The 24,902-nt window shown below is 66.2% G+C and carries 28 protein-coding genes, 4 tRNA genes and 1 pseudogene; 19 read left to right on the top strand and 14 right to left on the bottom strand.

Annotated elements, in window-relative coordinates:
* Positions 1-288, top strand: a pseudogene (locus tag DV704_RS12315) (hypothetical protein); the annotation flags it as partial.
* On the opposite strand, the gene DV704_RS08270 reads toward DV704_RS12315, so the two are convergent.
* Together DV704_RS08270 and DV704_RS08265 are read right to left on the bottom strand one after the other, a co-directional pair.
* Positions 285-1,352: a TolC family protein gene (locus DV704_RS08270; protein ID WP_114799101.1), complete on the bottom strand. Its 1,068-nt coding sequence runs from the start codon at positions 1,350-1,352 to the stop codon at positions 285-287. The pseudogene DV704_RS12315 and the gene DV704_RS08270 sit on opposite strands and share 4 nt — an antisense overlap.
* Entirely contained in the window at positions 1,349-2,644 is a 1,296-nt protein-coding gene (locus DV704_RS08265) for a TolC family protein (RefSeq protein WP_233498301.1), read from the bottom strand. Before DV704_RS08265 ends, DV704_RS08270 begins: the two co-directional genes overlap by 4 nt.
* A gap of 148 nt (positions 2,645-2,792) precedes the next feature.
* On the opposite strand from DV704_RS08265, the gene DV704_RS08260 reads away from it, so the two are divergent.
* Complete coding sequence (locus DV704_RS08260) at positions 2,793-4,007, top strand: MFS transporter (protein ID WP_114799099.1); 1,215 nt, start codon at positions 2,793-2,795, stop codon at positions 4,005-4,007.
* A gap of 3 nt (positions 4,008-4,010) precedes the next feature.
* On the opposite strand, the gene DV704_RS08255 is transcribed toward DV704_RS08260, so the two are convergent.
* Genes DV704_RS08255 through DV704_RS08240 form a run of 4 tightly spaced genes read right to left on the bottom strand, consistent with a single transcriptional unit; the run spans position 4,011 to position 7,641 of the window.
* Positions 4,011-4,793: a PIG-L deacetylase family protein gene (locus tag DV704_RS08255; RefSeq protein WP_114799098.1), complete on the bottom strand. Its 783-nt coding sequence runs from the start codon at positions 4,791-4,793 to the stop codon at positions 4,011-4,013.
* Between the two features lie 24 nt (positions 4,794-4,817).
* Entirely contained in the window at positions 4,818-5,249 is a 432-nt protein-coding gene (sufU, locus tag DV704_RS08250; protein WP_114799097.1) for a Fe-S cluster assembly sulfur transfer protein SufU, read from the bottom strand.
* A gap of 7 nt (positions 5,250-5,256) precedes the next feature.
* Positions 5,257-6,168, bottom strand: a complete 912-nt coding sequence (locus tag DV704_RS08245; protein ID WP_114799096.1) for an aldo/keto reductase — start codon at positions 6,166-6,168, stop codon at positions 5,257-5,259.
* A 33-nt stretch (positions 6,169-6,201) separates the two neighbouring features.
* The gene (locus DV704_RS08240; protein WP_114799095.1) at positions 6,202-7,641 is read right to left on the bottom strand and encodes an ATP cone domain-containing protein; all 1,440 of its coding nucleotides are present in this window, start codon (positions 7,639-7,641) and stop codon (positions 6,202-6,204) included.
* Positions 7,642-7,699: 58 nt separating this feature from the next.
* Here DV704_RS08240 and DV704_RS08235 point away from each other — a divergent pair.
* From DV704_RS08235 to DV704_RS08200, 8 genes are all read left to right on the top strand, one after another.
* Positions 7,700-7,774: transfer RNA gene (locus tag DV704_RS08235), tRNA-Cys, on the top strand.
* 7 nt (positions 7,775-7,781) lie between these two features.
* Positions 7,782-7,858, top strand: a tRNA-Val gene (locus DV704_RS08230).
* 64 nt (positions 7,859-7,922) lie between these two features.
* Positions 7,923-8,963: a hypothetical protein gene (locus DV704_RS08225; RefSeq protein ID WP_114799094.1), complete on the top strand. Its 1,041-nt coding sequence runs from the start codon at positions 7,923-7,925 to the stop codon at positions 8,961-8,963.
* Positions 8,964-8,983: 20 nt separating this feature from the next.
* Positions 8,984-9,667 (top strand): sulfurtransferase, encoded by a 684-nt coding sequence (locus DV704_RS08220; RefSeq protein WP_114799093.1) that lies wholly within the window; start codon positions 8,984-8,986, stop codon positions 9,665-9,667.
* Positions 9,664-10,275 carry an MBL fold metallo-hydrolase gene (locus DV704_RS08215; protein WP_114799092.1) on the top strand — a complete coding sequence of 204 codons (612 nt, stop codon included), beginning with the start codon at positions 9,664-9,666 and terminating at the stop codon, positions 10,273-10,275. The genes DV704_RS08220 and DV704_RS08215 overlap by 4 nt, the downstream gene beginning before the upstream one ends.
* Positions 10,276-10,305: 30 nt before the next feature.
* Positions 10,306-11,046 (top strand): zinc ribbon domain-containing protein, encoded by a 741-nt coding sequence (locus DV704_RS08210; RefSeq protein ID WP_114799091.1) that lies wholly within the window; start codon positions 10,306-10,308, stop codon positions 11,044-11,046.
* Positions 11,031-11,537 (top strand): 8-oxo-dGTP diphosphatase, encoded by a 507-nt coding sequence (locus DV704_RS08205; RefSeq protein ID WP_114799090.1) that lies wholly within the window; start codon positions 11,031-11,033, stop codon positions 11,535-11,537. The genes DV704_RS08210 and DV704_RS08205 overlap by 16 nt, the downstream gene beginning before the upstream one ends.
* A gap of 154 nt (positions 11,538-11,691) precedes the next feature.
* Positions 11,692-12,126, top strand: coding sequence for a universal stress protein (locus DV704_RS08200; RefSeq protein ID WP_114799089.1), 435 nt, complete (start codon positions 11,692-11,694; stop codon positions 12,124-12,126).
* Position 12,127: 1 nt separating this feature from the next.
* On the opposite strand, the gene DV704_RS08195 is transcribed toward DV704_RS08200, so the two are convergent.
* The 3 genes from DV704_RS08195 to DV704_RS08185 are packed head-to-tail and all read right to left on the bottom strand — an operon-like array spanning position 12,128 to position 14,777.
* Positions 12,128-12,400 (bottom strand): metal-sensitive transcriptional regulator, encoded by a 273-nt coding sequence (locus DV704_RS08195; RefSeq protein ID WP_114799088.1) that lies wholly within the window; start codon positions 12,398-12,400, stop codon positions 12,128-12,130.
* 25 nt (positions 12,401-12,425) lie between these two features.
* Positions 12,426-14,180 (bottom strand): hypothetical protein, encoded by a 1,755-nt coding sequence (locus DV704_RS08190; RefSeq protein ID WP_114799087.1) that lies wholly within the window; start codon positions 14,178-14,180, stop codon positions 12,426-12,428.
* A gap of 9 nt (positions 14,181-14,189) precedes the next feature.
* The gene (locus DV704_RS08185) at positions 14,190-14,777 is read right to left on the bottom strand and encodes a hypothetical protein (protein ID WP_233498300.1); all 588 of its coding nucleotides are present in this window, start codon (positions 14,775-14,777) and stop codon (positions 14,190-14,192) included.
* 147 nt (positions 14,778-14,924) lie between these two features.
* On the opposite strand from DV704_RS08185, the gene DV704_RS08180 reads away from it, so the two are divergent.
* From DV704_RS08180 to DV704_RS08165, 4 genes are all read left to right on the top strand, one after another.
* Positions 14,925-14,998, top strand: a tRNA-Gln gene (locus tag DV704_RS08180).
* 70 nt (positions 14,999-15,068) lie between these two features.
* Positions 15,069-15,143: transfer RNA gene (locus DV704_RS08175), tRNA-Glu, on the top strand.
* A 108-nt stretch (positions 15,144-15,251) separates the two neighbouring features.
* Positions 15,252-16,346, top strand: coding sequence for a sugar MFS transporter (locus tag DV704_RS08170; protein ID WP_233498299.1), 1,095 nt, complete (start codon positions 15,252-15,254; stop codon positions 16,344-16,346).
* Positions 16,318-16,986 (top strand): HAD family phosphatase, encoded by a 669-nt coding sequence (locus DV704_RS08165; RefSeq protein ID WP_114799085.1) that lies wholly within the window; start codon positions 16,318-16,320, stop codon positions 16,984-16,986. Before DV704_RS08170 ends, DV704_RS08165 begins: the two co-directional genes overlap by 29 nt.
* Before the next feature lie 125 nt (positions 16,987-17,111).
* Here the strand turns inward: DV704_RS08165 and DV704_RS08160 are convergent, their stop codons facing one another.
* Together DV704_RS08160 and DV704_RS08155 are read right to left on the bottom strand one after the other, a co-directional pair.
* Positions 17,112-17,759, bottom strand: a complete 648-nt coding sequence (locus DV704_RS08160; protein ID WP_114799084.1) for an outer membrane lipoprotein carrier protein LolA — start codon at positions 17,757-17,759, stop codon at positions 17,112-17,114.
* Positions 17,756-18,559 carry a hypothetical protein gene (locus tag DV704_RS08155; protein WP_114799083.1) on the bottom strand — a complete coding sequence of 268 codons (804 nt, stop codon included), beginning with the start codon at positions 18,557-18,559 and terminating at the stop codon, positions 17,756-17,758. Before DV704_RS08155 ends, DV704_RS08160 begins: the two co-directional genes overlap by 4 nt.
* A gap of 70 nt (positions 18,560-18,629) precedes the next feature.
* On the opposite strand from DV704_RS08155, the gene DV704_RS08150 reads away from it, so the two are divergent.
* From DV704_RS08150 to DV704_RS08140, 3 genes are read left to right on the top strand one after another with little or no spacing between them, the layout of a single operon-like run.
* A complete protein-coding gene (locus tag DV704_RS08150) occupies positions 18,630-19,169 on the top strand; it encodes an inorganic diphosphatase (RefSeq protein WP_114799082.1) in 540 nt (179 codons plus the stop codon).
* 42 nt (positions 19,170-19,211) lie between these two features.
* Complete coding sequence (locus DV704_RS08145) at positions 19,212-19,649, top strand: hypothetical protein (protein ID WP_114799081.1); 438 nt, start codon at positions 19,212-19,214, stop codon at positions 19,647-19,649.
* 17 nt (positions 19,650-19,666) lie between these two features.
* Positions 19,667-20,317, top strand: a complete 651-nt coding sequence (locus DV704_RS08140) for a phosphoribosyltransferase (RefSeq protein ID WP_114799080.1) — start codon at positions 19,667-19,669, stop codon at positions 20,315-20,317.
* Here DV704_RS08140 and pdxH read toward each other — a convergent pair.
* Entirely contained in the window at positions 20,314-20,943 is a 630-nt protein-coding gene (pdxH, locus tag DV704_RS08135) for a pyridoxamine 5'-phosphate oxidase (RefSeq protein ID WP_114799079.1), read from the bottom strand. The genes DV704_RS08140 and pdxH overlap by 4 nt on opposite strands.
* A gap of 56 nt (positions 20,944-20,999) precedes the next feature.
* On the opposite strand from pdxH, the gene DV704_RS08130 reads away from it, so the two are divergent.
* Positions 21,000-21,983, top strand: a complete 984-nt coding sequence (locus DV704_RS08130) for an ATP-binding cassette domain-containing protein (RefSeq protein WP_114799078.1) — start codon at positions 21,000-21,002, stop codon at positions 21,981-21,983.
* A gap of 70 nt (positions 21,984-22,053) precedes the next feature.
* Here the strand turns inward: DV704_RS08130 and DV704_RS08125 are convergent, their stop codons facing one another.
* Positions 22,054-22,404: a P-II family nitrogen regulator gene (locus tag DV704_RS08125; protein WP_114799107.1), complete on the bottom strand. Its 351-nt coding sequence runs from the start codon at positions 22,402-22,404 to the stop codon at positions 22,054-22,056.
* 12 nt (positions 22,405-22,416) lie between these two features.
* Positions 22,417-23,778, bottom strand: a complete 1,362-nt coding sequence (locus DV704_RS08120) for an ammonium transporter (RefSeq protein ID WP_114799077.1) — start codon at positions 23,776-23,778, stop codon at positions 22,417-22,419.
* 221 nt (positions 23,779-23,999) lie between these two features.
* On the opposite strand from DV704_RS08120, the gene DV704_RS08115 reads away from it, so the two are divergent.
* Positions 24,000-24,902 (top strand): HrcA family transcriptional regulator, encoded by a 903-nt coding sequence (locus DV704_RS08115; protein WP_114799076.1) that lies wholly within the window; start codon positions 24,000-24,002, stop codon positions 24,900-24,902.

Genomic DNA, 24,902 nt, shown 5'->3' with positions numbered 1-24,902 from the left:
GCACATGGTACCGCAAAACGACCGCCCACCATGCTATGGGCTCCTTCGGAGCACGTGGAGGAGTCCATGTATCCCCGGTTTGAAAACCGGGGGATTATAGCTCCCCCACACCCCCTCTTTTCTCTAACCGACATATCCGACGACCTCTGTGAAAAGCTCTCCTCGCTATTCCCTATGACCGTTTGCACGCTGCAAAGCTTCGAGGAGAAACTTCTGGCGGTCGCGCGCAACGACACCGCTCAGCAAAGCGTCACGACCGAAGATCTTCAAATCGACAGCGAGCCTTAAAATCCTCCTGCAGCCTGCACAAGGCCGGTAAAATCCTGCCCTGCCGCTACCGAGAAGGCCGCCAGAGCTTTCCAGTAAGCGGTCACCGCCTGAACCAAAGCGTACTCAGCGCTTTTGAGCGAAACCTGGTCGCTTTGAAGCTGCAAGGCCGAGATGGTACCTGCCCGCAAGGCTGCTTGGCTTTGTTCCACCACCTTCTGCGCATTGGCTACGTTGGCCTGGGCCAGAGCGATGTTCTTGTAGGCGCTCTGGGCTGTCTGGTAGGCATTGGAAAGGCTGGTGAGGGCGTTCTGCTGAACGGTCTGCAGGGTGCGAAGGTTGTTTTCCAGGCTCAGTTTGGCGCTGTTGAGCTGAACCGCAGGGGTGTAGTCGTTGTCGGCCAGGCGAACGTTGAGCTGGGCCAGGTCCACAGCCTGCTGGGCCTGTACCACGCTGGGCAGGCGATCAAAGAGGTCCTTGCGCAACGTCTCCAAGTCGACCTGGAGGGCAGGAGCTGCCGGAGGAGGCGCTACGGTCACGTTGCCCAGATCGCTCAGGCCCAAAAGGGCGGCGAGCTGGGCCGAAAGCACCGGGAGCTGGCCTTGGGCATTGGTGAGGGCCTGCCTCGAGCTATCCAGGGTAGTCTGGGCTCGGGCCACATCCAGCGCGGTCGCGTTGCCAGCAGCCTGGCGAGCCCTGGCCACTTCCAGGTTGCGCTGGTTCAGAGCAACCTGTGCTTGGTACAGGGCCACATTTTGCTGTGCTTCGTAAAGGCTCATGTAGGCATTCACCACGCTCTGCATCACGCTAAGGCGGGTGGCTTCCAGGTTTACCTGGGCTAGCCTGGCGTTCTGCTCGGCCTGGGTTAGGGCCACGATCAGCGTACTGGGATCGGCCTTGAGGGCGTTGAGCTGCAGGGTGGCGTTCTGCAGGGTAGCTTGGGCGCTCTGCAACGAAGGACCCTGGCGGTAAGCCTGTGCAAGGGCTTGTACCAGGGTCAGGGTGTTCTGAGCCCATCCCAGCGAGAAAACCGGTAGAAGCACCCAGAAGAAGCGCTTGTTCGTGGGATTAAGGACGTTTTTCATTGGTTGCCTCCGATAGATTCGGTAAGATCGAGGCCAAGAGCATTTTGCAGGGCCAGCGCTGCCAGATGAGCCTGCGTCACGGCACCTTCCAGGTTGCGCTGGGCCTGGAGCACGGCAAGTTGGGCAGCCTGCACATCTAAGCTGGTACCGGTACCAGCCTGAAGCCTGGCTTGGGCAGCGCGCAAGTTCTGGTTGGCCGCGTTCAACCCAGCCCGGGCCGCAGCGATGGCCGCCCTGGCCGTTTGCAGGTTCTGGTACTTCTGCCGCACGTCCAGCTCGGCTGCTTTACGGGCAGCCTCTAGGGCCCGTTGTGCCGTTTGAAGGGCGGTCTGGGCAGTGGCGACCTGGCTTTCGCTCACCGGGTCGAGTATGGGCAGGCTCAGCGAAAACCCCAGGCTCCAGCCCTGCTGCCCCGAGCCGCCCTGTACCAAAGGCACCGCCCCCGAAAGCGAGGCCACCCCGCTTTTGAGATTCAAGCCCGCCGAGAGCGAGGCGCTGCTACTGCTATAAGCCGCGCTCAGGGTAGCGCTGGGAAGCCAGCGGTCGCGTGTGGCGCTGGCCAGGTTGTCCTCCGCGTCCTGCAGTTGAAGCTGGGCCCGCAGCACATCGGAGCGACTGACCAGGGCCTTCTGCAATAAGCCACCCAGGTGCTCCTCTGGCAGGCTTGGCTCCTCTGGCGGGGTCACTGGTTCACCTAACTGGGCTGGATCCAGACCCAGACTGGCAGCCAGGGTCAGGCGGGCCAGCTCAAAGGCCCCCTGAGCACTCACCAGGCTCGAGCGGGCCGTGTCGAGGTTTTGCTGAGCAGCAAGAAGGTCGCTTAGGGTAGCAGCGCCAGCCTGGTTCTGCGCAGTGACGATCTGCAGTTGGCGCTCGCGCAAGGCCAGGGTAGCCTGAGCGATGGCCAGGTCGGCCCGGGCCTGGCGCAGGTTGAAGTACTGGGTATGCAGGTTGAGGTAGAGGGTATTGCGAGCGTCGCGCCGGGTCAGGGCAGCGCGGGCCAGGGCCCGCTCGGCGCTGCGCACGGCATCGGCCGCGCTTGACCAGGGCAGAATCCCCAGGCTGGCCGTACCGGCAAGGCTCAGGCTGCCGCCGGTGCTCTCGCGCAGGGCGTAATCAGCGCCGCCCGAGACCCTGAGCCCCAAAGCCGCCCGGGCAGCCTCGAGCTGCCGCAGGGCGCTTTCGTAGCTTAAGTCAGCGCTTTTCCAGTCGAGGGTGTTGGGCAGGGCCTGAAGGGCGCGGGAGAGCTCGAGGGAACCCTGGGCCAGCGCGGGTGGAGCCAAGGCAAGCAAAACAGCAAGGATTGGCAGGTGTCCTTTCAAGCGGTTACCTCCACGGCAGCCATAATCTGGACTCCCTGTGTACAGGCGCAGTATAGGATGTGTAGCTTTGATGAAGGCAACTTCCCAAAGCCGACCGGCCGGTCAATAATGGGCTCCCGTGACGCCGCCCAAGGGTGAACCCCAGCGCTCTCAACGCCTGGCCATTTGGGAGGGGATGCTGGCCATCTTGTTCATCAACTGGAGCACCGGGATGGTCATGACCGGCTACGCCCTGTGGCTGGGGGCACCGCCTGTGGCTCTGGCCCTGTTGGGGGCTCTGCCCATGATGGGGCAGATGGCCGCGCCGCTGGCGCTTTTTTTTCGCGGCAGCCGCAAGGAGCTGAGCGCTAACCTATCCGTCTTCGGGCGAGGGCTCCTGCTGCTGGCCCTGTTCGTGCCCCTGATGCCCGAGCCTTGGCGGGTGCCGACCTTGCTGCTTGTGGCTGCTCTATCGCAGCTCATCCTGGCTCCAGTGAGCGTGCTTTGGACCAGCTGGATGGCCGACCTGGTTCCTGAGGCCGTGCGCGGCCGCTACTTCGGCCTGCGCAACGGCGTGCTGGGGCTGGTGGGCACCCTGGGCAACCTGGCCGCGGGCAGCCTGATCGACGCGCTGGGCAAGCCTTGGGGCTTCCTGCTGGTGATTCTTGTAGCAGTCCTGGCCGGCATAGCCGCCACCTTTGTGCTCCGCATGCAGCACGAGCCCCCCGCCCAGAACCATCCCCCAAGCCTTGGCGCCTTCGTAAAGCCCCTGGCCGACCGGCGCTTCCGCGGGTACCTGGGGTTCGTGGGCCTCTTCCTGGGCGCGGTAAGCGTGGGAGGGCCCTTTGTTTTTCCCCTATTTCTGGAGCACGCCCGCATGAGTTTCACCCAGCTTGGCCTCTGGACGCTGATTGCAGCCGGCTGCAGCCTGGTGCTGAGCCCCCTGTGGGGCCGCCTGGCCGACCGAATCGGGCACTGGCAGGTGCTCTTTCTTTGCAGTGGCATAGCCGCCGCCGTGCTGCCACCCCTGTGGCTCCTGGGTGGCCCCGGAAGGCTGGAGACCATCTGGCTGGCGGCCGTGGGCGATGCTTTTGCCTGGGGGGGTATCAACACCGCTCTCACCAACGTGGCCCTGCAAAGCGCTCCCCCTGAAAAACGCAACCTCTACCTGGCCTGGTACTGGATGGCCTACGCCCTGGGCAGCATCCTGGGATCGCTGCTGGGTGGATTCCTGGGCAGCCTGCAGGCCCAGCCCAGCCCCTACCATCTGCCCATTCTGGCCTCCATGCTCCTGCGCCTGGTGGCGGTGGGCTACCTGGGCTGGCGCATTCGGCGAAACCGCTCTCGGCCCTAGGGGCTACTCGAGCCCTTCCAGCAGGTCCCCCAGCGGCATCCTCGGACAGCGCCCCCTCAGCCCCCCGAGCACGAAACACTCCTCCTCTAAAACCCCTGGCCACGCCTCCAAAACCTTTGGGAAATCTTCCTCCGGCCCCACCTGCGAGCGGTGGGCCAGAAGGGCCCTCCGGATGGTCTCGGCGTAGGGGCGCACATCCCGGCATAGGGCAACGGAGTTGGCCGCCACGCCATAGCGCAGGGGGTCGAACTGGGTCTGGGCCACCCGCTCTACTGGCCGCACAGGAAAGAACAGTCGCTCGGGCGGAGCCTCCATCACGTTGCCCGCCCGCCAGAAGGCCCCCAGGGTGGCGCGGTGCAGGTGGATGTGGTCGGGGTGCCCATAGTAGCCCTGGGGGTCAAAGCCGATGAGGACCCGGGGCTGCAGCCGCACAATGTGCTGGAGCAGCTCCTCTTCCAGCAAGCCCAGGTCCTGGTGCATGAGGCCCTTGGGGTTGGCCCGGGCCGCCGCCAGGGGGTAGCCCGAGTCCTGGTAACCCAGAAAAATGGGGGGCCTCAGACCCAAAATGGCGCAGGCGGCCCTAAGCTCCGCCTCCCGCAGCGCCCCGCGGGCAGCCCCCTTGGGGTAGCGCTCAGGGTCTATGGCAGGGTGTCGGATCTCGCCCTGCTCGCCCCGGGTGGCCGAGATCAGGTAAACCTCGAGGCCTTGGGCCGCATAGTGGGCCAGGGTACCCCCGCAGAAGAACGACTCATCGTCCGGGTGAGCGAAAATGGCCAGTATGCGCACGGCAGGCCTGCAAAAGGGAGGGCCTCAGGAGGCCCGGGCCTCACGGGCGGCCTGCTCTAGGGCGTTCCAGGCCAGGGTGGCGCACTTGACCCGGGCCGGCAGCCTGTGGACCCCGGCCAGGGCCGCCAAATCGCCCAGCTCCGGCGCAGGGGCTGCGCCTTCCACCACCATGGCCTTGAACTTCCGCTCCAGCTCCAGGGCCTCGGCCCAGGTCTTGCCCTTGACCAGCTCGGTCATGAGCGAGGCCGAGGCCTGCGAGATGGCGCAGCCCTGGCCCAAAAAACGAACCTCGGTTATGCGCTCCCCATCGGTCTGGAGCTGCAGCTCTACCCGATCGCCGCAAGCGGGGTTGTGGCCCAGGACCCGCAGCCTAGCCCCCGGCAGCTCGCCATGGTTGCGGGGGTTGCGGTAATGCTTCAGGATGATTTCCTGATAGAGCTCCTCGAGCAGTCCCATGCCCCCATTATGCCCCTTCCAGCCGAGCCAGGTCTTCTCTGTCCAGGCGCAGGCGCAAAGCCCCCGCGTTGACCCGGGCCTGCTGGGCGTTCTTGGCCCCGGGGATGGGCAGGGTTCCCCGCTCAATGCACCAGCGCAGGGCCACCTGGGCAGGGGTGGCCCCATGCTTTCGGGCCACCTGGTCGAGGGCTTCGAGCAGGGCGGGTATTCGGTCCTTGTGGCGCATGTAGCGCTGGGCTCGGTAGCGCCCTGGCGGGGGGTTCTCCAGGCTGTAGCGCCCTGTAAGCCAGCCCATGGCCAGAGGGCTGTAGGCCATGAGGACTATTCCCTCGGCCCGCATGGCCTCCAGCAGACCGCTTCGCTCGGGACCCCGCTCCAGGAGGTGGTACTCCACCTGGTTTACCGCCAGGGGCACCCGGTGGCGGGCCAGCACCCGGGCCACGCGCTCGAGCTGGGCCAGGTTGCAGTTGGAAACCCCCACCGCCCGGGCCAGGCCCAGCTCGTAGGCCTCGGCCAGCGACTCGGCCCACCCCTCCAGGGGTACCGGCTTCCAAGGCCAGTGGAGCAGGTAGAGGTCTACCCGCTCCATCCGCAGGCGAAGGAGGCTCTGCCGCAAGGCCGCCAGAAGGGCCCTACGGGAGAAGCGCCAGGGGTAGGGGAACATCTTGCTCACCACCAAAGGCCTGGGCGAGCAGGCGTGGTAGTAGCGCCCCAGGAGCCGCTCGGAAAGGCCGAAGCCATAGACCTCGGCGGTATCGAAAAGGCGCACCCCGGCCTCCAGGGCCGCTCGGTAGGCGGCCTCGGTGTCGTCCTCCCGGTAGCCCCGGCCAAAACCCCAGATAAGCCGGTCTCCCCACTGCCAGGTGCCCAGGCCCAAAGGGGGGATGGAGGGCAGGCCCGCAATCCGAAGCTCGTCCACCCCCAAAGCCTACCGCCAACCCCTGGCGTGGGGCTACTTCGCGGCCGAGGGGCTCGTGTTCAGGTAAGCCTCCTGCAGCCGCTCCACGATTACCTCGAGGCCCTTGTCAATGGCGCGGTCCAGGTTGTCGGCTGGAATAAGGGGTATACCTGCCTCCCGAGCCAGCTCCACCAGGTGGTCCTGAATCAGACGAATCTCCTTGAAGTAGCGGGCGTAAGCGCCACTGGAGCGCGACCCCCCGGTCTCCCGCTCCCTCAGAGCAAAGCGGTCGCGGTGCAGGTCCTCGTCCTCCAGCACCAGCATCAGGGGAATCTGGATTACCTCGCTTTGGTACCGGTGGCCCATGTAGCCCGGCACCACATGCACCCCCTCCACCACCAGCGAGGTCCGCTCGCGGGCGCTGCGCTCCTGGATGGCCCGCAGGCCTACCGCCACCCGCGAGACCTGGTCGCGAAAGCCCTGCATCACCAAGGCCGCGCTGGGCTCGCTCGGGCGAGGCGTGGCCAGAACCTGCCAGGACTCAAAGCTGCTGGTGTGCAGGGTGGGGAGGAGGTCTTTGGGGATGGTGGCCCGTAGAATTTCCCGCACGGCGTCGGTGGAGATAAGGCGGGTGATGCCCAGGCGGTAGGCCAGGGCCGAGGCCAGCACGCTCTTACCCACCCCGGCCACCCCTCCGATAAGGAGGTGCACCGGCTTCACCGCCCGTCGGACGCTGCGCAGCAGGTGGTAGCGGCGGGCCACCTCCTCGCCTGCCACCTCCAGAAGCTCCTCCATCACCGCCTGGCGCAGGTAGTCCCGCTTGACTACAGTAGAACCCTCCTCCCGCAGGCGCCGTTCCACATCCCTAGCCAGCCGGTAGGCCGCATCGGGGGAGAGCCCCACCGCCATCACCGACTGGGCCAGCACCCCCTTGGAAAAGGGCACCCGGGGCTCGCCCTCGGCCTCCTCTACGAAAATCTCCCCCGCCAACGCCTGCCTGCCCGCGTAGCGGACCCGGGCCGCCGGGCCGAAGTGCTCCTCTATCTCCGCGGCTATCCACTGTTCCAGCTCGGATGCATCTATGGAGCGCACCCCCTTGCGGCGCAGGCGGGTCTCCACCGCCCGGGCCAGGGTCTGGGCCTCGCGCAGGGAAAACCCGGCGTCCTCGAGGCTGCGCGCCAGCACCCCTTTGGAAAAGGGGCGGCGGCGGTAACCCTCCCGCACCACGATGTCCTCAAAGGCCTGGGTCTGGCCCTTGAGGCGCTCGGCCAGGTCGGAGCCAAAGGCACTCCTCACCTTTTCCACCAGCATCCTTTTGAGCGTCCTGGCGGTAACCTCGGCCTTCTTGCGGGCTTTCAACTCCTCCTCAATGGTGTGGGCAATGGAAAGGGCCGGCTCCATCTTGAGGCCAGCCATCATCATCGACTCCACCAAAAGCCCCTTGGAAAAGGGCCAGCGAAACCCCCCCGGTGTCTTGATAAAGACCTCCCGCACGTCTCAAGTTTGACACACCCTCCAAGCAGGTGCTAACCTAACCTTTGCTGGGCGTTCTGGCGCTGTAGCCAAGTGGTAAGGCAGAGGTCTGCAAAACCTCCATTCACCGGTTCGAATCCGGTCAGCGCCTCCAGTACTGCGGGCGCGTAGCTCAGGTGGCTAGAGCACTACCTTGACACGGTAGGGGTCGTTGGTTCAAGTCCAATCGCGCCCACCACGAAACCCCCTGCGCGAGCAGGGGTTTTTCCAACCCAGGGCTGTTCGACTAAACTCCTAACCAAATGCTCCTCAGCACCGAGCAACGAGGAAGGCTGCTGGGGCACCTGGAGGCCCTCTACCCCGGGCAGGGCCAGGTGGCAGGCGAGCGGTTTTGGACCCTGCTGGCGGCCCACCCTCCCTCACCCGTGAAGCCCGCCTGGAGTGAGAAAGAGGCCTTGCTGGTGGTAAGGCCCCATGCCCTAGAGGCCCTGAAGGCACTGGTTGGCAAACTCGAAGCGGAAAATCCCAGCCAGGAGGCCCGGCTGGTGATGGGCCTGAGCCTCCCCTTCCACCCGCCCAAAAAACCTGCGGACCTCCTGGAGCAGCTGGCCTCGCTGCTCCATTACGCCGGGCAGGGGGTCCGGCTCATCCACCTGGAGGGCCTGGCCTGCGAAGAAACCTGGGAAGCCCGCCTCCTAGTGTTTCTTCAGGAGGTGCTAGGCTGGGCCGCACCCCAGCTCTCGCTGGCCGCCAGGGGGTCTTGCGGAGCAGTGCACTGGAATGCCCTGCTGCCCCTGGTGGCCCGGGCCTTCCGACAGCGGGACGCGAGCGAGCTGGCCGCCTGGGCAGCCCGCCCTTCCTCCCCAGGACCCCACGCCATCCCCTGCCATGTGCTAAGCCCCGAGGATCGGCCGACTGCCGACCCGTACGAGACTCTTCATGCCCTCGACCAGGAGGAGCTGGGAACTCAGCGCCTCGTTGCGGCGGGGGCCATACCCCTTTGCCTGCAGGGCCTGCCCGGGATACACCTGGAAGAGCTGCTGGGCGCACCCCTCGAGCTCCTGCACGAGCCCACCAGCCGGGCCCACCGGGTTTTCTTTCGCCTTCTTCACCTGCTCCGGGTGCGAAGCGTCCACCCAGCCTTTCACCCCCAGGCCCCCCAGGTGGTGATGGAGTCCCATTCGGTTTTGCGCATCATCCGCGGCTACCGCGACCAGCCCGTGGGCTGCTACATCAACCTCACCGACCAGCCCCAGCCCATTCGGCGGGTGGGGCGCGACCTCATCAGCGGCAGGTACTTCGCTGGCCGGATTCCGCCCTACGGGGTGCTGTGGCTGGTGTAGCCTTTGGGTAAAATCGGGGCATGATTTTGAGCGGCGAACCGCCCGCGGGGGCCCTGCTGATAGACTGCCGCCCACCGGCGGAGTATGCGCAAGGGCATCTGGAGGGGGCCTTGAACCTGGACCTCTCGGGCTTCCGGGGACGCCTGCGCACCGAGGAGGAGCTGGTCCAGCTCGAGCGCACCCTGGCCGAGCTCAACGGGCAGATCGGGGCCGCACCCCACCGGCCGGTGGTGGTCTATGACACCGGTCTCACCACCCGCCTGGCCAAGACTGCCTTCATGCTGGCCCTGGGGGGGCTTACGGTCTACCTGTGGCCCGAGGGCTGGGCGGAGCGGGCCACCCAGACCACCCCCGCCCAGCCCCAGCCCACCGAGCCCTGGGCCCGGCTCAACCGCGATATCCTGCTCACCGCCGACGAGATCCTAACCACCCCGGGCCTCCTCTTGCTGGACGTGCGGGAACCCCACGAGTTCGCTACGGCGCGCATTCCCGGGGCTAAAAACCTCCCTTTGGGAACTCTGGGCGCAAAGAGCGCGGAGGACCTGGGTTTGGCGCCAGGGCAGGTGGTAGGGGTGCACTGCCGCAGCGGGGCCCGCAGCGCCAGCGCCTTCTGGCTGTTGCGACAGCAGGGGGTGCAGGCCCGCAACTACCTGGGCAGCATGCTCGAGTGGGAGGCCGAGGCCGATTTGCCGGTGGAGCGATGAAGGTCTACCCCCTTCCCGTAGGACCCCTGCAAGCCAACGCCTACCTGCTCCAGGGCGAGGAGGGCCGGGGTGCGATTGTGGACCCTGGAGACGAACCCGAGCGCATTCTGGCCGAGATCCGGCGGATAGGGCTCAGGCCCGAGGCCATCCTGCTCACCCACGCCCACTTCGACCACCTGGGGGCCGTGGCCCCTCTGGTGGAGGCCCTGGGCCTTCCGGTCTACCTGCACCCCGCCGACCTACCCCTCTACCGCAGCGCTCATCTGGCCGCCGAGCGCTGGGGCTTCTCCATTCCTCCGCCCCCCACCCCCACCCTGCCCCTGGAGGAAGGGCAGCACCTGGGGTTCGGGCTGGGCCTCGAGGTGCTCTTTCTCCCCGGCCACGCCCCGGGCCACGTGGGTTTCTACCGGCCCGGCCAGCTTTTGAGCGGGGACGTGCTTTTCCGCGGCGGCATAGGCCGCTACGACCTGCCCGGGGCCGACCCAAAGGCCCTTTTCGCCTCCCTGCGGCGCCTGCTGGCGCTGCCCCCCGAGACGGTGGTCTACCCCGGCCACGGCCCCCCCACCACCTTGGCCGAGGAGCGGGCCCACAACCCCTATCTGACCTGACGGGGCTCGGGGGGGTGTTAGACTATACCCGTGAGCGACCCGCTGGCCGAGTTGAACCGCTTGCAGGAACGGGACCTCGAGCTAGACCGCATCCGCGAGGACCAGGCTCAGGTGCCCGAGGAGCTCAGGCAAGCCCGTTCTCACCGGAAAGCGCTGGAAGAACGCATCCTGCTCGTGCAGGAGGAACTAAACGAGGCGCGCCTGGCCTACCAAAGGCTCGAGCTCGAGCTGCAAAGCCTCAAGGAAAAGCACGCCCGGGCCAAGCAGTTCTCCCAAAACGCCACCACCGCCAAGGAGCAGATGCAGTACAACGAGCAGATGCGCCAGCTCGAAGACCGTATCGAGGAGATTGAGGGCAACGACAAAAAGAACATCCCCGGGGAAATCCTGCCCCTTCTGGAGCGGAAAGAAGCCCTGGAAGAGGAGCTTGAGAAACTTCGGGCCGAGCTGGCCCAGGCCGAAGCGCGGCTCGAAGAGCTGGAGGCGGCCAACCAGAAGCGGGTGGACACCCTGGAGGCAACCTACCAGGCCAAGAAGGCCGACCGCGACCAGCTCGCCGCCACCATTCCACCAGCCATCGTCAAGGAGTACGAGTCTATCCGCCGGGCCCGCAGGGGCACCGGCCTGGCCCGCATGGTCAAGGCCGGCAGCGGCTACCGTTGCACGGCCTGCAACGTGCAGCTTCCCATGCATGTGGCCCAGCAGATCCACCTAGGCCAGAAGATCGTGCGCTGCCCCTCCTGCGGGCGCATCCTGTGGAAAGGCGAGTAGCCCCCTACACCCCCATCCTGGCCACCCTGGGCTTTGTCCTGTCCCCTGACAGAAGCGCGGTGCTGCTGGTCCACCGCAACGCCCGGCCTGGGGACCCCGCCTTCGGCAAGTACAACGGCCTGGGGGGCAAGCTCGAGCCCGGCGAGGATGTGGCCAGCGGGCTGCGCCGAGAAATCCGCGAGGAGGCTGGCATAGAGGCTCTGGAGCTGGTGCTGCGGGGTACCCTATCCTGGCCCGGCTTTGGCCGGCAGGGGGAGGACTGGTTCGGCTTCATCTTCCTGGTGCCCCGCTGGACGGGCCAGCCCTTCAAGGCCAATGCCGAAGGAGAGCTGGTCTGGGTGCCCATCGAGCGGCTTTTGGGGCAAGCGCTGCCCATGTGGCCCGGTGACCGCTACTTCCTGCCCCTGGTCTTCGACCAGGACCCCCGTCCCTTCCACGGGGTGATGCCCTATCGGGACGGGCAGGTTGTGGCCTGGTCGTACTCGCGCTGAGCTCTTATTAGGGTAGGCAATAAAACCAGCACCGCGGTCCAGAGGCCCAGGCAGCCCGGCGACCATGGCAGCAGGCCTGAAAGCCCCACCCGCACCATAAGGCTTAGATGCCCTATGCTCCTGGCCGGCTCGCGAGGCCCTAGTATGATGGGGCGTGTACCACCGCATCCTTATTCCCACCGACGGAAGCGCCCCAAGCGAGGCCGCGGTCAAGGCTGGCCTCGAGCTGGCCCGAAGCCTTCGAGCCGAGGCGACCCTGCTGTACGTGGTAGAGCCGGTCCTGGTGCGCATCCCCATCGGCCCCGAGGCCCTCCCCTACTACCCCGCGCTAAGCCGCGACCTGGAGGCCGTGGGGCGAGAGGCCCTGGAGCGGGCCGAGGGCTTCGCCCAGTACCTGGGGGTGCCGGTTAAAAGCCAGCTCAAAGAGGGCAGCCCAGCCCAGGTAATCGTGGAAGAGGCCCAGCAGCACGACCTGGTGGTGATGGGCACCCACGGCCGCACCGGCTTGGACCGACTGCTTCTGGGCTCGGTAACCCAGAAGGTGCTGCAAAAAAGCCCCAAACCGGTGCTGGTGGTGCGGGAGAGTTAGGCTACCTGCGCAGCAGGCGCACCGCCTGCACAATGGCCTTGGTATCCCCCTGCCCCTTGGCCAGATCGGCGCGGCACTCCTCCAGGTAGGCCTCTAAAATCAGCTCACCGGTGGCCTCCAGCGCGTTCCGAATGCCCGAGAGCAACGTCAGTATCTCGTGGCACTCCCGGTCTTCCTCCACCATCTTCTGTAACCCCCGCACCTGCCCTTCCAACCGCTTGAGGCGGTTGATGATGCGGCTGCGGGTCTCGAGGTCGGGTGCAGCGCGGCCCATAATCCTACGGGTATCTTACAAAACCTCAAAACTCTTCGTCCCACTCCACGATGGTCTCGCTGGTAAGACCCGGATGGGGCCGGGTAGCCTGCTGCAGGGTAGTCCGGGCCCGCCGCACGGGGGTGCGCTGGTTCTGCAACAGGCCAAACTGGGCGGCAATCCCCCGCAGGCCAACGGTGGCGAAGATGATGACCAGAAAAACCGTCAACCCCCAGAAGAGCTGGGCCAGCAGGTTTTGCTGCACCGAAAGATGGGTCAGACCGCCTAAGAAACCCAGCCCGCCGTAGCGCTCGTCGGAGAGAATAGAGCCCACGTAGGAAAGGCCTTCCATCATCGCGGGCAGGAGCAGGAACAAAAAGGCCAGCCCCAGATAGCGCCAGTACACATTGCGCCCACCGAAGGTGAGCCTGAGGAGGTAGAGCGGGAAGAAGGCCAGCAGACCCGCCAGAATGAACAGGAAGGCCCGGGGAATACCCAAAATGGTCTGGAGGACCCAGACCTGCAGGGCGTGGAAGGCCCCCAGGCTCCTGCCCTCCACCACCAAAGCGTTCTCCAAAAGCTCCCCCGAGAGCACCGCAAAATCGCTGGTGCGCAGACCCACCGCGTTTTCGGCCAGGGCCAACAGCTGGCGGGTGCGCTGCGCCAGCTCGGGCCGCAGGGCCTCCACCAGGGGCTCAACGGCCAGCCGGTAGCGGGTGCTTACCTGGGCCAGCGTACGGCGAGCAGCATCACCCTGGCCAGCCTGGGCCTGGGCCTGAGCCTCTAGCAGGCGGCCGCGCAACTCCAACAAAGCCCGCTTCCAGTCATCCACACTGTAAATACCTGCGCCGGAAAGACTGTCGGCCACCCGTTCGGCCTGGCGCGGGTCCCGAATGAGAAAGCGCAGGTCGGCCAGCAGGCGCTGGTAGTTGTCGGTGGGTACCGAAGCGCCGACGGCCTGGACGGCAACGGGCTCCCGCGGAGCGGGCGGTACCGCGAGACGAACCCCCCCTGGGGCAGGGGGGGTCTGGGCAGCAGGCGAGGGGGTGCTTCGTCGCTGGGACTGGGGGCTCGAGGCCGCCCGGAGGAAGTTTTGGGCCTGGGCCAGTAGCCCCTGGGCGTCGCTTTTGAAACCCGCCAGGTTTCCACTGGAGAGCTTGCCCAAAGCATCCACAAAGCCCCTGGCGCTAAGGCCCTGGGCCCGAGGGGAGTCCTGAATCACCAGGTACAGCGCATAAGCCCGGGTGGCCTCGAGGTAGGCCCGGACCGCGCTGGTCTGCTCCAGGGCCCGCTGCAAGGCGTTGGCGATGCCCTGGGCGTAGGTGCGCTCAAAAAGCCGGCGCAACCCCTCCAGGTTGTTGGCCGCGACCAGAGGCTCCACCTGGGCTTGCAGGCCGCTGGGTAGCCCGCTGGCCGCCAAAACCCTGGGCAAAAGGCGGCCGGCATCCGCTCCGCGCCCCTCGGCCAGGGCCTTGAAGTACTCGTCGTAAAGGGCCTTGCCCAGGATGGCCTTTATGATCTGGACGCGGGCCTCCAGATCGGCGCTGCTCCGGCGGGCCAGGGACTGGCGAGCATCGGCCAGCGACTGGAGCACACCTTCGCGCAGCACCGGGGTGAGGTCGCCCGCGCCCTTGCGGAAATCGTCCTCGGCCTTGCCCAAAAGCTCCAGGGCCCGCGCCGGGTTGCTGCTCTGCAAGGCGCGCACCTGGTCCAGCGTGGGGGCAAGCTGGTCGTAGAGGGTGAGGGCCGGTGCGGCCCAGGCCGTACTGAACAGTGCGAACAAGGCGAACCAACGCTTCATCCTTACCTCCTACTCGACGCCTGCCTGGAGCGCCTCAATCTTGTCCATGCGGAAGAGCAGCTGCCCCAAATTGGCTTCGCTTCGGGTGAGCACCGCCAAGTAGCCGTGGTGCAAGGAGCGCAGCACCAGCTGGGCCTCCCTGAAAACAGTGTAAAACACCCGGTAATCCCCTTTGCGCGCAAGCAGCCGATGAACGGTTCCGAGCATCGCCACCAGGCCGGTGTTGAAACTGCCCAGGCGGCACTCCTGCCCGTAGGCCGAGTCTAGAACCACAGCCAAGACCCCCTCGCCCCGGGCCAGGTCCTGTACCAGCGCACGGCAGTCCTCCTCGCTCCTTAGGTCCACGTACTCGGTTAGGTCGGTGGCCTCGAGGGTAGGAAAAGCCGGCCGGCTCACAGCTCCTGCGCGCAGCTCCCGCACCAACCGGCGTAGCTCGGGGGGCAAGGCGTTGCCTGGAAGAACATTGGCAAGCTCCTGCTGCAGGGGGCCTTCTATCAGCTTGGCCCATCCCTCCGGTCCCAGACGCTCTGGCCCCCGTGGCCCCAGGGCTCGCCGGAGCAGGCTGCGGGCTGCTAGAGGCGAGACAACCTGTTCCAAGCCCTCTAGAATCCGTCGTTCTATATCGCTCAATCGTCCTCCCAACCCGGGAGAGGCCCCGGTTGGTGCAGATTATAGAGGAGCTCTTGCCAAATCTCGGGTCATCTTGTACCATACCCAATGCCTGGGGTAACAGGCGCCACCCGTTGGGGCATCGTCTAACGGTAGGACTACGGATTCTGGCTCCGTCAATCGTGGTTCGAATCCACGTGCCCCAGCCAAAACTTATCTTGAACCGCAGCGCGGTGGGGCCAGGCCCGCACCTGGCGGGTTCAAGATAAAAAACAACCTGGCCCCATCGACTAGCGGTTAGGTCACCGCCCTTTCAAGGCGGCGGCAGGGGTTCGAATCCCCTTGGGGTCACCACGAGTACCCGGCCGAGCCGGGGTTTTTTACTTGCAGGGCCTCACCTTTTCCCCGCCCCGGGCCAGTTATACTCGGCCCGGCCCAGGTTGGGCCAGAGCAGGGGTCCCCTTGGAGTCGGCTTCCCCTTCCCTACGCATACGGCTTACCCTGGGCAGCGCCCTGGGCCTCTTCATGACCGGGGCCATCGGGGCTTCTCCGGGAGCGGCCATCCCCCGATGGCAGGACGAGTTCAGCATCCAAAGCGAGATAGCCTGGTACTTCAACCTGCTTTTTCTAGGAGCCCTTCTCGGCATTTACTTAGGAAGCCGGCTGCGGCGCCGCCACCCCTGGCTCCCGCTGGCCCTCCTGACCGAGGGGCTAGCGCTGGGCCTCATCGCTTTGGCCCCCGGGGCCTGGGGGCTCTACGGCGCTGCGTTTTTCCTGGGGCTGGGGGTGGCGGTGGTCAATTTCCACTGCAACGCCCTGCCGGTGGAGCTTTTCCCCAACAGGCCAATGGTGGTGCTGGGGCGGGTTAACGCCGCTTTCGGCCTCGGAGCGGTTCTGGCCCCCCTGCTTCTTCTGTGGCTGCCCTGGCGCCTGGGGTACGGCCTGCTGGCCCTGGTGGCTTTGGTCACCGCCTTCCTGCTCCGCCAGGCCCCACCTCCCCAGAACGAGAAGGCCAGCTCGGCGGGCCCCCGCCCACGGCTGCTGCCCTACATCCTGTTGGCGGTAGTGGCCTATGTGGCGGTGGAGCTGGTGCTTTCTAGCTACTCAAGCCTCTATCTGCTCCGCCTAGGCTACCCAGACTGGCTGGTGGGGCTCCTGCTCTCCCTCTTCTGGGTAGCCTTCACCCTAGGACGCTTTGGGCTGGCGGCCTTTGTGGCCCGGCAACCCCTAGAGCGGCTCTTTTGGCTCCACTTGCTGGCGCTGGGAGCGGTTTTTTGCTACTTTATTCCCCCTTTGGCCTGGCTCTTTCCCCTGCTGGGCTTCCTGGTGGCCCCCACCTTTCCCACCCTCTACGGCTTTGCCCGGGTGTTCGTGGGCTACAGGGCCGCCGCCTATCTCTTCTACGCCGGGGCGGTGGGGGGTAATCTGGTGCCCGCGGCCTTTGCTACCCTGCCCCAGGAGGCCCTGGCCTGGGGGTTGCTGGGGGTTGTGAGCACAATGGCCCTGTCCACCCATCTTCTGAGGCGCAATGGCGAAGCTAAGAGCCCTGTTCTTTGACCTGGACGGCACCCTGGCCGATACCGACCGGCTACACGAGCAAGCCTGGCTCGAGGGCCTGGCTCGCTACGGCATCCAGGCCGACCACCACTACTACCAGACCCAGATCAGCGGGGGCCAGAACCCCGAGATTGTGCGGCGGGTGCTGCCCTGGCTATCCGAAGCCGAGCGGGCGGCCTTCATCGCCCAAAAAGAAGCCCGCTTCCGCGCCCTGGCCAAAGGCATCACGCCCCTGCCCGGCCTGCAGCGGCTCTGGCGCTGGGCCGAGGCTCGGGGGCTGCGGCGGGCACTGGTGAGCAACGCCCCCAGGGAAAATGCGGCCCACCTCCTAGAGCAGCTCGAGCTCAGCTTCGACTGCGTGGTTTTGTCGGAGGAACTCCCTGCCGGCAAGCCCGACCCGCTGCCCTACCGCACAGCGCTCGAGCGGCTAGGCCTGGGCCCCGAGGCGGTTTTGGCCTTCGAGGACTCCCCCTCGGGCGTGCGCTCTGCCGTGGGGGCCGGCATCCGCACCGTGGCCCTTACCACCGGACACCGCCCCGAGGCCCTGGAGCAGGCCGGGGCTTTTTTGTGCATCGCCGACTTTACCGATGAGCGCCTGTGGGACTGGCTGCAAAGCTACGGCCCCACTGCCCCCCAATAAACCCAGGAAACGGGCTAAAGTGCTCCTAAAGCACCCCTTCCGGTTCAGCGACCCAAACAAGAGCGCGCTCAACCCCGCCGCCCAGAGGTTCCTGAGGTCGGATGGTTCAAAATACGCGGATTGGCTCAGTTGCGCCGCAAGACCTCGGCGTCGGCGGGGCGCTTGCGCAGGGTCTGGGGGGTCAGGTTGGCGCGGCGGAAGCTGCTAAAGCTGAGGTCGGCCAGCACTTTGTTGCTGCTGTCGCGCAGGGTGATGGACAGGGGGCGGAGGTCAGCCTTCAGCACCAGCATTTCCACGCTGGCAAAGCCCAGCGCAGCGTCCTTGGGGGTGCCGGCCAGACGCCAGGCCGCACCGGCGGGGGTGTTCTGCTCCCCGAGCAGGCGCAGGTTGAGCTTTTCGGTAAGACCGGCGAGGTCGCCCAGCTGGGTCAGGTCGACCCCCAGGCCCTCCACCCGGGCCCTGGCTCGAGGCTGGATGATGAGCTGATTGGTGAGAAAGAGGTAGTTCCAGACCTCCTTATCCGAGATAACCACAAAGTTCCCCTCGAGGGCCGCGGGCTTGCTGAACTCCACCCGGGCCAGGGCCTCCTTGCCCGGTATGACCATAAGGCGGAATTCCGCCTCCTGGCTGCTGCCGTCGGGAAGCTGCACCCGACCGCTCAAAACGGCCTCCCAGGGCGAGCGCTCGAGGCTGGCCTGCACCTGGCGGGCAATCTCGGTCGCGGTCTGGGCCAAGGCCAGACCGAAGAAAAGGTAGAGCAGAAATTTCCTCATTCACCGCCTCCCAGGCTCACGGTGTAGCGCAACCACAGGGAAAATTCCCCATCGTAGGCCACATTGGCGCGGAGGCCGTACGCCTCCACCCTCAGGCTAAACGCCAGGGGGTAGGCCAGGGTTAGGCCCAGCTTAAGAAGATTGAGCGCCTCGTCCAGGGGTGCTGCCAGGCTGGCATCCAGCCGGTTGTGCTGCCCGGCCCGCAGGGCGACCTCGAGCAGCGTCCCGGCCTCGTCCAGCTCCCCCCGCCAGCCCCAAAGAGCGTAGACCCGCGAGTCCTCCACCCCAAGCCCGAGGGTGTGGGTCTGGGCCTGGCGCAGGCTGTAGCTGAGTTCGCCCCCGCCGTGGGCAGGGCCTGCCTGAGGGCTCTGGAAGCCCAGAAGAAGCCCTAAAGTCCTTTGGGCGTCCAGGCGGTAGCGGCCAGAAAGTCGCAGCCCAAGCCCATCCTCGCGCGTTTCCCCTACCCACAGATGGGCACCGGGAACGGTGCTGTAGCGCCCCTCCAAAGAGGCCGCCCAGGGCCCCAGGCTCCCCGCAGCGCGGCCCTCCACCCCCCAGCCCGCTGCCCCCAGCCCCATCCCCAGGCCGTAGCCTAGACGCCCCAGGGGGCCAAACTCCACCGCGCCCGCCCAGCCCAGGCCCAGCGCCCCCTGCTGGAGGCGGAACCACCCCTCGGGGCTTCGCAGCTCCAGGGTGAGGGTCGGACGACGCCCACCGTAAAGGCCCAGCTCGAGCGACTGGGCCACGGCGGGAACAAGGGCAAGCAGAAGAGGAAAAGCTCGCCGCACCAAGGCGCGCATCGCCCCGAGCTTAGCACAGCCGGGATAAAATCTACCCCTTTAGCCCTGCGGGTGTAAAAATGGGAGCGTTATGGCGAACCTCAAGAATCTACCCGTCGGGAAAAAAGCCCCTGCCGTCGTGCACATGGTCATCGAGGTGCCCCGGGGCTCCTCGAACAAGTACGAGTACGACCCCGAGCTGGAAGCGGTCAAGCTCGACCGGGTGCTCCCCACCGCCCAGTTCTACCCCGGCGACTACGGCTTCATCCCCTCCACCCTGGCCGAGGACGGCGATCCCCTGGACGGAATCATTCTCTCCACCTACCCCCTGCTGCCCGGGGTGGTGGTGGAGGCGCGTATCGTGGGGATGGTGGACATGCAGGACGAAAAGGGGGGCGATGCCAAGGTCATCGCGGTGGTGGCAGAGGACCCCCGCTGGGACTTCGTGCAGGACCTGGCCGACGTGCCCGTAGGGCTGAAGCAGGAGATTCAGAACTTCTTCGAGACCTACAAGGCCCTGGAGGCCCACAAGGGCAAGTGGGTCAAGGTCTCAGGCTGGAAGGACCGGGCCGCAGCTTTGGCCGAGGTAGAGGCCTGCATCGCGCGCTACAGGCAGGCCCACCAAACTTGACCGGGCAGGGCACTTGTGGTTATGTAATCGAGCGAGCTACCTATGGCCTTGCAGCAGCGCATCGAATCCCTTCTGAAGGCCCTCGAGGTGCCCGACCTTTGCGTGGAGGTACCTCAGCCTATTGCCGACGAAGAAGGCTTTCTCGAAGCCCTGGAAGCGGCCATCCGTAGCTTCATTGAAGACAGCAGCGACGAGCAAAGCCCCCTGGGTCTGATCGAGGCCGACCCTTCGGCCCACGACCTCTCGGAAGAGCCCGACCGCGAGGAGCTGCAAAACGCTGTGCGGGACTACATGAACGCCGGCGACTCCCAGCTCACCCTGATCACCCCCGAAAGCCCCATCCGGCCCGACGGGGGCGAGAACCCCGAGAAATTCTGGGTCTTCTTGCTGCAGATGCCCACCCTCTCCTCGCATCGGTGGTGGGCTGTGGTGGATAAAAACGCCCAGCACAAGGTCTACAACTACGGAGTCCTGGCCTGAGGAGTCCAGGAGGCCCCATGCCGCCCTTCAAAAACCGCCAGCACGCGGGCTCTTTGCTGGCGGAAGAGCTCCTGAGGCGGGGGTACGGGCAGCCTCCCCCGCCCCTTATCTTTGCCCTACCTCGAGGGGGAGTCCCGGTGGCCTACCCCATCGCGCAAAGGCTTGGGGCCCCGCTGGAGGTCTGGGTGGTGCGCAAGCTGGGGGCCCCCGGGCAGGAGGAGCTGGCCCTGGGGGCCATCGCGGCTGGGGGAGGCAGGGTGCTCAACCCGCACATCCTCGAGGGCCTGGGGGTCTCGCAGGCGGAGCTGGAGCAAATCCTGGCCCGCGAGCAGCAGGAGCTAAAGCGGCGCGAGCGGCTTTACCGGGGCGACCGGCCGCTCCCTGAAATAAAGGGAAAGACCCTCGTCCTGGTGGACGACGGCCTGGCCACCGGGGCCACCATGAAGGCCACTTTGGCCGCGGCCCGGGCCCAGGGGGCAGGCCGGCTGGTGGTGGCCGCGCCGGTGGCCCCGCCCGAGACCGTCGCCGAGCTGAGCACCCAGGCCGATGAGGTCATCTGCCTACAGACACCGGTACCCTTCCAGGCGGTGGGGCTTTGGTACCAGGACTTCCCCCAGGTCTCCGACCAGGAGGTCCTGACCTTGCTCGAGGCCGCCCGGCGGGGCTAGGGGGCCAGCCGCTCCAGCCGCCAGCCCTGCCCCTCCAGCCGGTAGGCCAGGCGGTCGTGCAGCCGGCTGGGCCGCCCCTGCCAGAACTCGAAGTAGTCGGGCCTGAGCCGATAGCCGCCCCAGTGGGGCGGGCGGGGCACCCGCTGGGGAAAGCGGGCCTTGAACTCGGCCAGCCGGGCCTCGAGCTCCTCCCGGCTGGCGATAACCTGGCTCTGGGGGCTGGCCCAGGCCCCAATCTGGCTCTCGTAGGGGCGGTGGGCAAAGTACGCGTCGGAGCGCTCGGCCTCGATGCGCTCCACCCTCCCCTCCACCCGCACCTGGCGCTCCAAAGCGGGCCACCAGAAGTTGAGGCAGGCCCAGGGGTTCTGCTCGAGCTCCCGCCCCTTGCGGCTTTGGTAGTTGGTGTAGAAGACCAGGCCCTCCTCGTCCAACTCCCTGAGAAGCACCACCCGGCTGCTGGGCCGCCCACCGGGCCCCACCGTGGAGAGGGTCATCCCGTGGGGCTCGCACAGGCCGGCCGCCAGGGCCTCGGCCAGCCAGCGCTCGAGCTGCCGGAAAGGGCTAGGGTCGACCTCAGCCTCGGAGAGGGTGCCGTAGGTGTACTCGCTGCGCAACTCGCGGAACATAGCTCCATCATGCGGCCCGCAGGGGAGAGAACAACAGGGCCGGCTATACTTCAGGGGTGGGGCAGATCCGAGCCGTAAAGCTCTCCAAGCACTACCGGGTGGCCCTCAAGGCGCCAGGGTTTTTGGGCACCCTGCGGCACTTTTTCCACCGCCAGTACCGCCAGATTGAAGCCGTGCGGGAAATCTCGTTCCAGATTGAACCGGGTGAGATCGTGGGGTTCCTGGGACCAAACGGGGCAGGTAAAACCACCACCCTAAAGCTCTTATCGGGCCTCATCTACCCGAGCAGCGGGCAGCTAGAGGTGGCCGGGCACCAGCCCTTCCGGCGGGAGTACGCTTTCCTGCGCAAGATCACCCTGGTGATGGGCAACAAGCAGCAGCTCATCTGGGACCTACCCGCCGCCGACAGCTTCCGGGTCAATGCTGCGGTGTACGAGATACCCGAGGCCGAGTTCAGGCGACGGGTGGGGGAGCTGAGCGAGATGCTGGGGCTGGAGGGCAGGCTCCACCAGCCGGTGCGCAAGCTGAGCCTGGGCGAGCGGATGAAGGCGGAGCTGCTGGCGGCCCTCTTGCACCGGCCCCAGATCCTCTTTCTGGATGAGCCCACCTTGGGGCTGGACCTCAACGCCCAGGCCGCGGTGCGGACCTTTTTGCTCGAGTACAACCGGCGCTACCGGGCCACCATCCTGCTTACCAGCCACTACATGGCCGACATCACCGCGCTGTGTGAGCGGGTGCTGATGATCCACCAGGGACAGCTGGTCTACGACGGCCCCCTTCGCGGCCTCCTGGAGCGCTTCGCCCCCTACCGGGAGGCCTACTTGAAGCTGGCCCAGCCGCTGGACCTCGCCTGGCTGGCGTCCTACGGGGAGGTGCGCAGCCTGGAAGGGCGCGAGGTCCGGCTCCTGCTGCGGCGGGAAGAACTGGTGGAGGCGGTGGGCCGGATGCTGAACGAGCTGCCGGTGGAGGACCTCGAGGTGCGCGAGCCCGCCGTTGAGGAGGTCATCGGCAAGTTCTTTACTAGCAGCAAAAACCCCTAGACCGGCTCGAACAGCGCCGCCGAACCAAAAGGACCGGGTGGCCAGCCACCCGGTCAGAGCACACACCGGCCTAGGCCACCGGCGTCACGGCCGCGGTGTCTTCCTCGCCGGTACGGATGCGGTAGACCTTCTCCACCGGCAGCACGAAAATCTTGCCGTCCCCCACCTCGCCGGTGCGGGCCGAGGCCAGAATGGCACGCACGGTGGGCTCTACGAAGTGGTCCGAGACCCCAATCTCCAGACGCACCTTCTCCGAAAGCTCCATCTTGACGGTGGTGCCCCGGTAGGTCTCCACCCGCTCGGTCTCCCCCCCGTGCCCCTGCACCCGGCTGATGGAAAGCCCCCGCACCTCGGCCTTGAAAAGGGCCTCGAGCACCTCGTTGAGCTTCTCGGGACGGATGATGGCCACGACCAGTTTCACCCTCACACCCCCTTAGTCGGTACCCCCAGCCGGCTTGGGCTTCCCTGCGGGCAAGGGCGCCTCACTCCGCACCAAAATGGCCCCCTCGCCGCTGGTGTAGGCCTCCTCGCCGTGCTGGGTGACGTCCATACCCAGACCCTCCTCCTTGGCGCTGGCCCTGAGCGGGGTGATGGCGCCCACCAGTTTTAGCAGCACAAAGGTGGCCAGCGCGCTGTAGGCTACCGCAATCAGCACTGCAAGGGCCTGGATCAGCACCTGGGCCGGGTTGCCAGCGATGAGCCCATTGAAGAGCCCGTTGACCGACTCCTGGGCAAAAACCCCGGTCAAAATAGCCCCGGTCATACCCGCCACCCCGTGGGCAGCGAAGACGTCCAGGGAGTCGTCCAGCCCGCTCCTGGCCCGCCACAGGAGCACATAGTAGCTGGGGAAGGCCCCGATGGCCCCCATGACCAGGGCAAAGAGGGGCGAGACAAAGGCCGCCGCCGGGGTAATAACCACCAGCCCCACCACAATGGCCGTGGCCAGGCCCACCGCGGTCACCCGGCCGGTGCGGAAGAGGTCTATGAGCGACCAGGCCACGATGGTGGCCGCCGGAGCCAGAATGGTGTTGGCCAGGGCCAGCCCCGCCGAGGTGCTGGCCGCCCAGGCGCTGCCCGCGTTGAAGCCAAACCAACCAAACCAGAGGAAAGCCGCCCCCAACAACACAAAGGGCACACTGTGGGGCAGAATGGCCTGGCGCCCGAAGTCCTTGCGCACACCCAGGACCATAGCCGCCACCAGCGCCGCAATCCCGGCGTTGATGTGCACCACCGTGCCCCCGGCGAAGTCCCAGGCCCCCAGGTCGGCCAGGAACCCCCCACCCCAGACCCACTTGGCGAGGGGGGCGTAGACCACCAGGCTCCACAGGGTGATGAAGAGCAGGAAGGCGGGGAAGCGCATCCGCTCCACCACCGCCCCCGAGACCAGGGCCGCGGTGATGATGGCGAAAGTGCCCTGGAAGACCATCCAAAGCAGGTGGGGGATGGTGATGGAGGCGATGGCCCCTTTGTTCTCAAGCCCCACGTTGTTGAGGAAGATGTAGCGCAGGTCGCCGATGAAGTTCCCCTCGCCCGAAAGGGCCAGGCTGTAGCCCAAAAGGGCCCAGGCCACGGCCACGAAGCCCAGCGCTGAGAAGCTCATCATCATAGTGTTGAGCACATTCTTAGAGCGCACCAGGCCCCCATAGAAAAAGGCCAGCGCTGGGGTCATGAGCAGCACCAACCCGGTCGCCACCAGCATCCACGCGGTATCTGCAGCACTAAACTCGGGGTCCTCGGCAAAGGCCAGGCCGGCCAACAGGGCCAGCAGAAAGGCGGGCAGTCTAAGGTTTTTCATCAGCCCCTCACCTCCTGGGCTAAAGGGTACCTGATGATTTGCAATATGTCAATCTATTATCGAGCAATAGTTCTTATATTTGTTGACACTTTGTAATTTATTATCCACGGAGACCCAAAAAATCCGACCTATTTTTGCTAAACGTCAAGCTGACGCTCAACCAGAAAAAGTGCGAGCCGCCCTAGCTGCAGGGCCGCTGGGGCTCTAAACTGGGTTTAGCCATGACCGAGCGGCAGCGGCGCATCCTGCACCTGCTGGTGGATCGCTACATCGAGACCCGGGCCCCGGTGGCCTCGGGGGCTCTGGCCAAGCCGCTGGCGCTCTCGCCGGCCATGGTCCGCTACGAGCTCATCGAGCTGGAGCAACAGGGCTTCATCCAAAAACCCCACACCTCCGCCGGCCGGGTACCCACCCGGGCAGGGTTCCGCCACTACGCCCTCTCCAAGCTGCCCCCCAGGCCCCTGCCCCAGGCCACCCTGGACAAGCTGGCGCAGGTGCTGGAGGGGGCGGGGGGGCGGCGCGAGGCCCTTTTGGTACAGGTGGCGGCCAGGCTCTCGGGCTACCCCGCGGTGCTGCGGCTCAAGCCCCGCCGCGCCCCTAAGCTGCTGCAGGTGCACCTATCCAACCTAGCGCCGGGTAGGGTGCTGGCGGTGGCAGTTTTGGAGGGGGGAAAGGTGCGGGAGGCCCGCCTCGAGCTCTCCTTCACCCCAAGCGAGGCTCAGCTTACCGAGGCTGAGCGCCAGCTCTTCCGCAGTTCCGAGGTCAAGGCCACCACCCTGGCCATGCAGGAGCTCTTCGAATCGGTCACCCGGGCCTTTGCCCAGGGCAGCCAGGAGGAGTACCGCGAGGGCATGGCCCTGCTCCTGAGCGAGCCCGAAGCCCAGAACCCCGCCTTTTTGCGCCAGGCCATCGCAGTCTTCGAGGCCCCCAGCGACGCCACCTTCACCCCACCTGGGGGCATGAACGTCCGGGTGGGCGAGGAGGAGGGCCTCTCGCTGGTACAAGCCGGGATTGGGGTGGGGGACTTGGTGGGCGAACTCTCGCTTTTGGGGCCGCTGCGCATGCACTATGAAAAAGCCCTCTCGGTGGCCTACGCGCTAAGCCGGGTATACATGGGGAAGTAG

The sequence above is a fragment of the Meiothermus sp. QL-1 genome, from assembly GCF_003351145.1.
Classification (GTDB): Bacteria; Deinococcota; Deinococci; order Deinococcales; family Thermaceae; genus Meiothermus.
Note: the sequence above shows the minus strand (reverse complement) of the source record. Positions and strands in the feature narration are given on the sequence as shown.

Excerpts from the sequence above, each read along its gene's own strand:
- sufU (WP_114799097.1), bottom strand. The coding sequence starts at position 5,249 with ATGGGACTGCTCGAGGAGCTCTATCAGGAAATCATCCTGAAGCATTAC.
- DV704_RS08215 (WP_114799092.1), top strand. The coding sequence starts at position 9,664 with ATGAAGGTCTACCCCCTTCCCGTAGGACCCCTGCAAGCCAACGCCTAC.
- pdxH (WP_114799079.1), bottom strand. The coding sequence starts at position 20,943 with ATGTTCCGCGAGTTGCGCAGCGAGTACACCTACGGCACCCTCTCCGAG.
- DV704_RS08155 (WP_114799083.1), bottom strand. The coding sequence starts at position 18,559 with ATGCGCGCCTTGGTGCGGCGAGCTTTTCCTCTTCTGCTTGCCCTTGTT.
- DV704_RS08225 (WP_114799094.1), top strand. The coding sequence starts at position 7,923 with ATGCTCCTCAGCACCGAGCAACGAGGAAGGCTGCTGGGGCACCTGGAG.
- DV704_RS08160 (WP_114799084.1), bottom strand. The coding sequence starts at position 17,759 with ATGAGGAAATTTCTGCTCTACCTTTTCTTCGGTCTGGCCTTGGCCCAG.
- DV704_RS08165 (WP_114799085.1), top strand. The coding sequence starts at position 16,318 with ATGGCGAAGCTAAGAGCCCTGTTCTTTGACCTGGACGGCACCCTGGCC.
- DV704_RS08120 (WP_114799077.1), bottom strand. The coding sequence starts at position 23,778 with ATGAAAAACCTTAGACTGCCCGCCTTTCTGCTGGCCCTGTTGGCCGGC.
- DV704_RS08140 (WP_114799080.1), top strand. The coding sequence starts at position 19,667 with ATGCCGCCCTTCAAAAACCGCCAGCACGCGGGCTCTTTGCTGGCGGAA.
- DV704_RS08115 (WP_114799076.1), top strand. The coding sequence starts at position 24,000 with ATGACCGAGCGGCAGCGGCGCATCCTGCACCTGCTGGTGGATCGCTAC.
- DV704_RS08220 (WP_114799093.1), top strand. The coding sequence starts at position 8,984 with ATGATTTTGAGCGGCGAACCGCCCGCGGGGGCCCTGCTGATAGACTGC.
- DV704_RS08145 (WP_114799081.1), top strand. The coding sequence starts at position 19,212 with ATGGCCTTGCAGCAGCGCATCGAATCCCTTCTGAAGGCCCTCGAGGTG.
- DV704_RS08150 (WP_114799082.1), top strand. The coding sequence starts at position 18,630 with ATGGCGAACCTCAAGAATCTACCCGTCGGGAAAAAAGCCCCTGCCGTC.
- DV704_RS08190 (WP_114799087.1), bottom strand. The coding sequence starts at position 14,180 with ATGAAGCGTTGGTTCGCCTTGTTCGCACTGTTCAGTACGGCCTGGGCC.
- DV704_RS08195 (WP_114799088.1), bottom strand. The coding sequence starts at position 12,400 with ATGGGCCGCGCTGCACCCGACCTCGAGACCCGCAGCCGCATCATCAAC.
- DV704_RS08270 (WP_114799101.1), bottom strand. The coding sequence starts at position 1,352 with ATGAAAAACGTCCTTAATCCCACGAACAAGCGCTTCTTCTGGGTGCTT.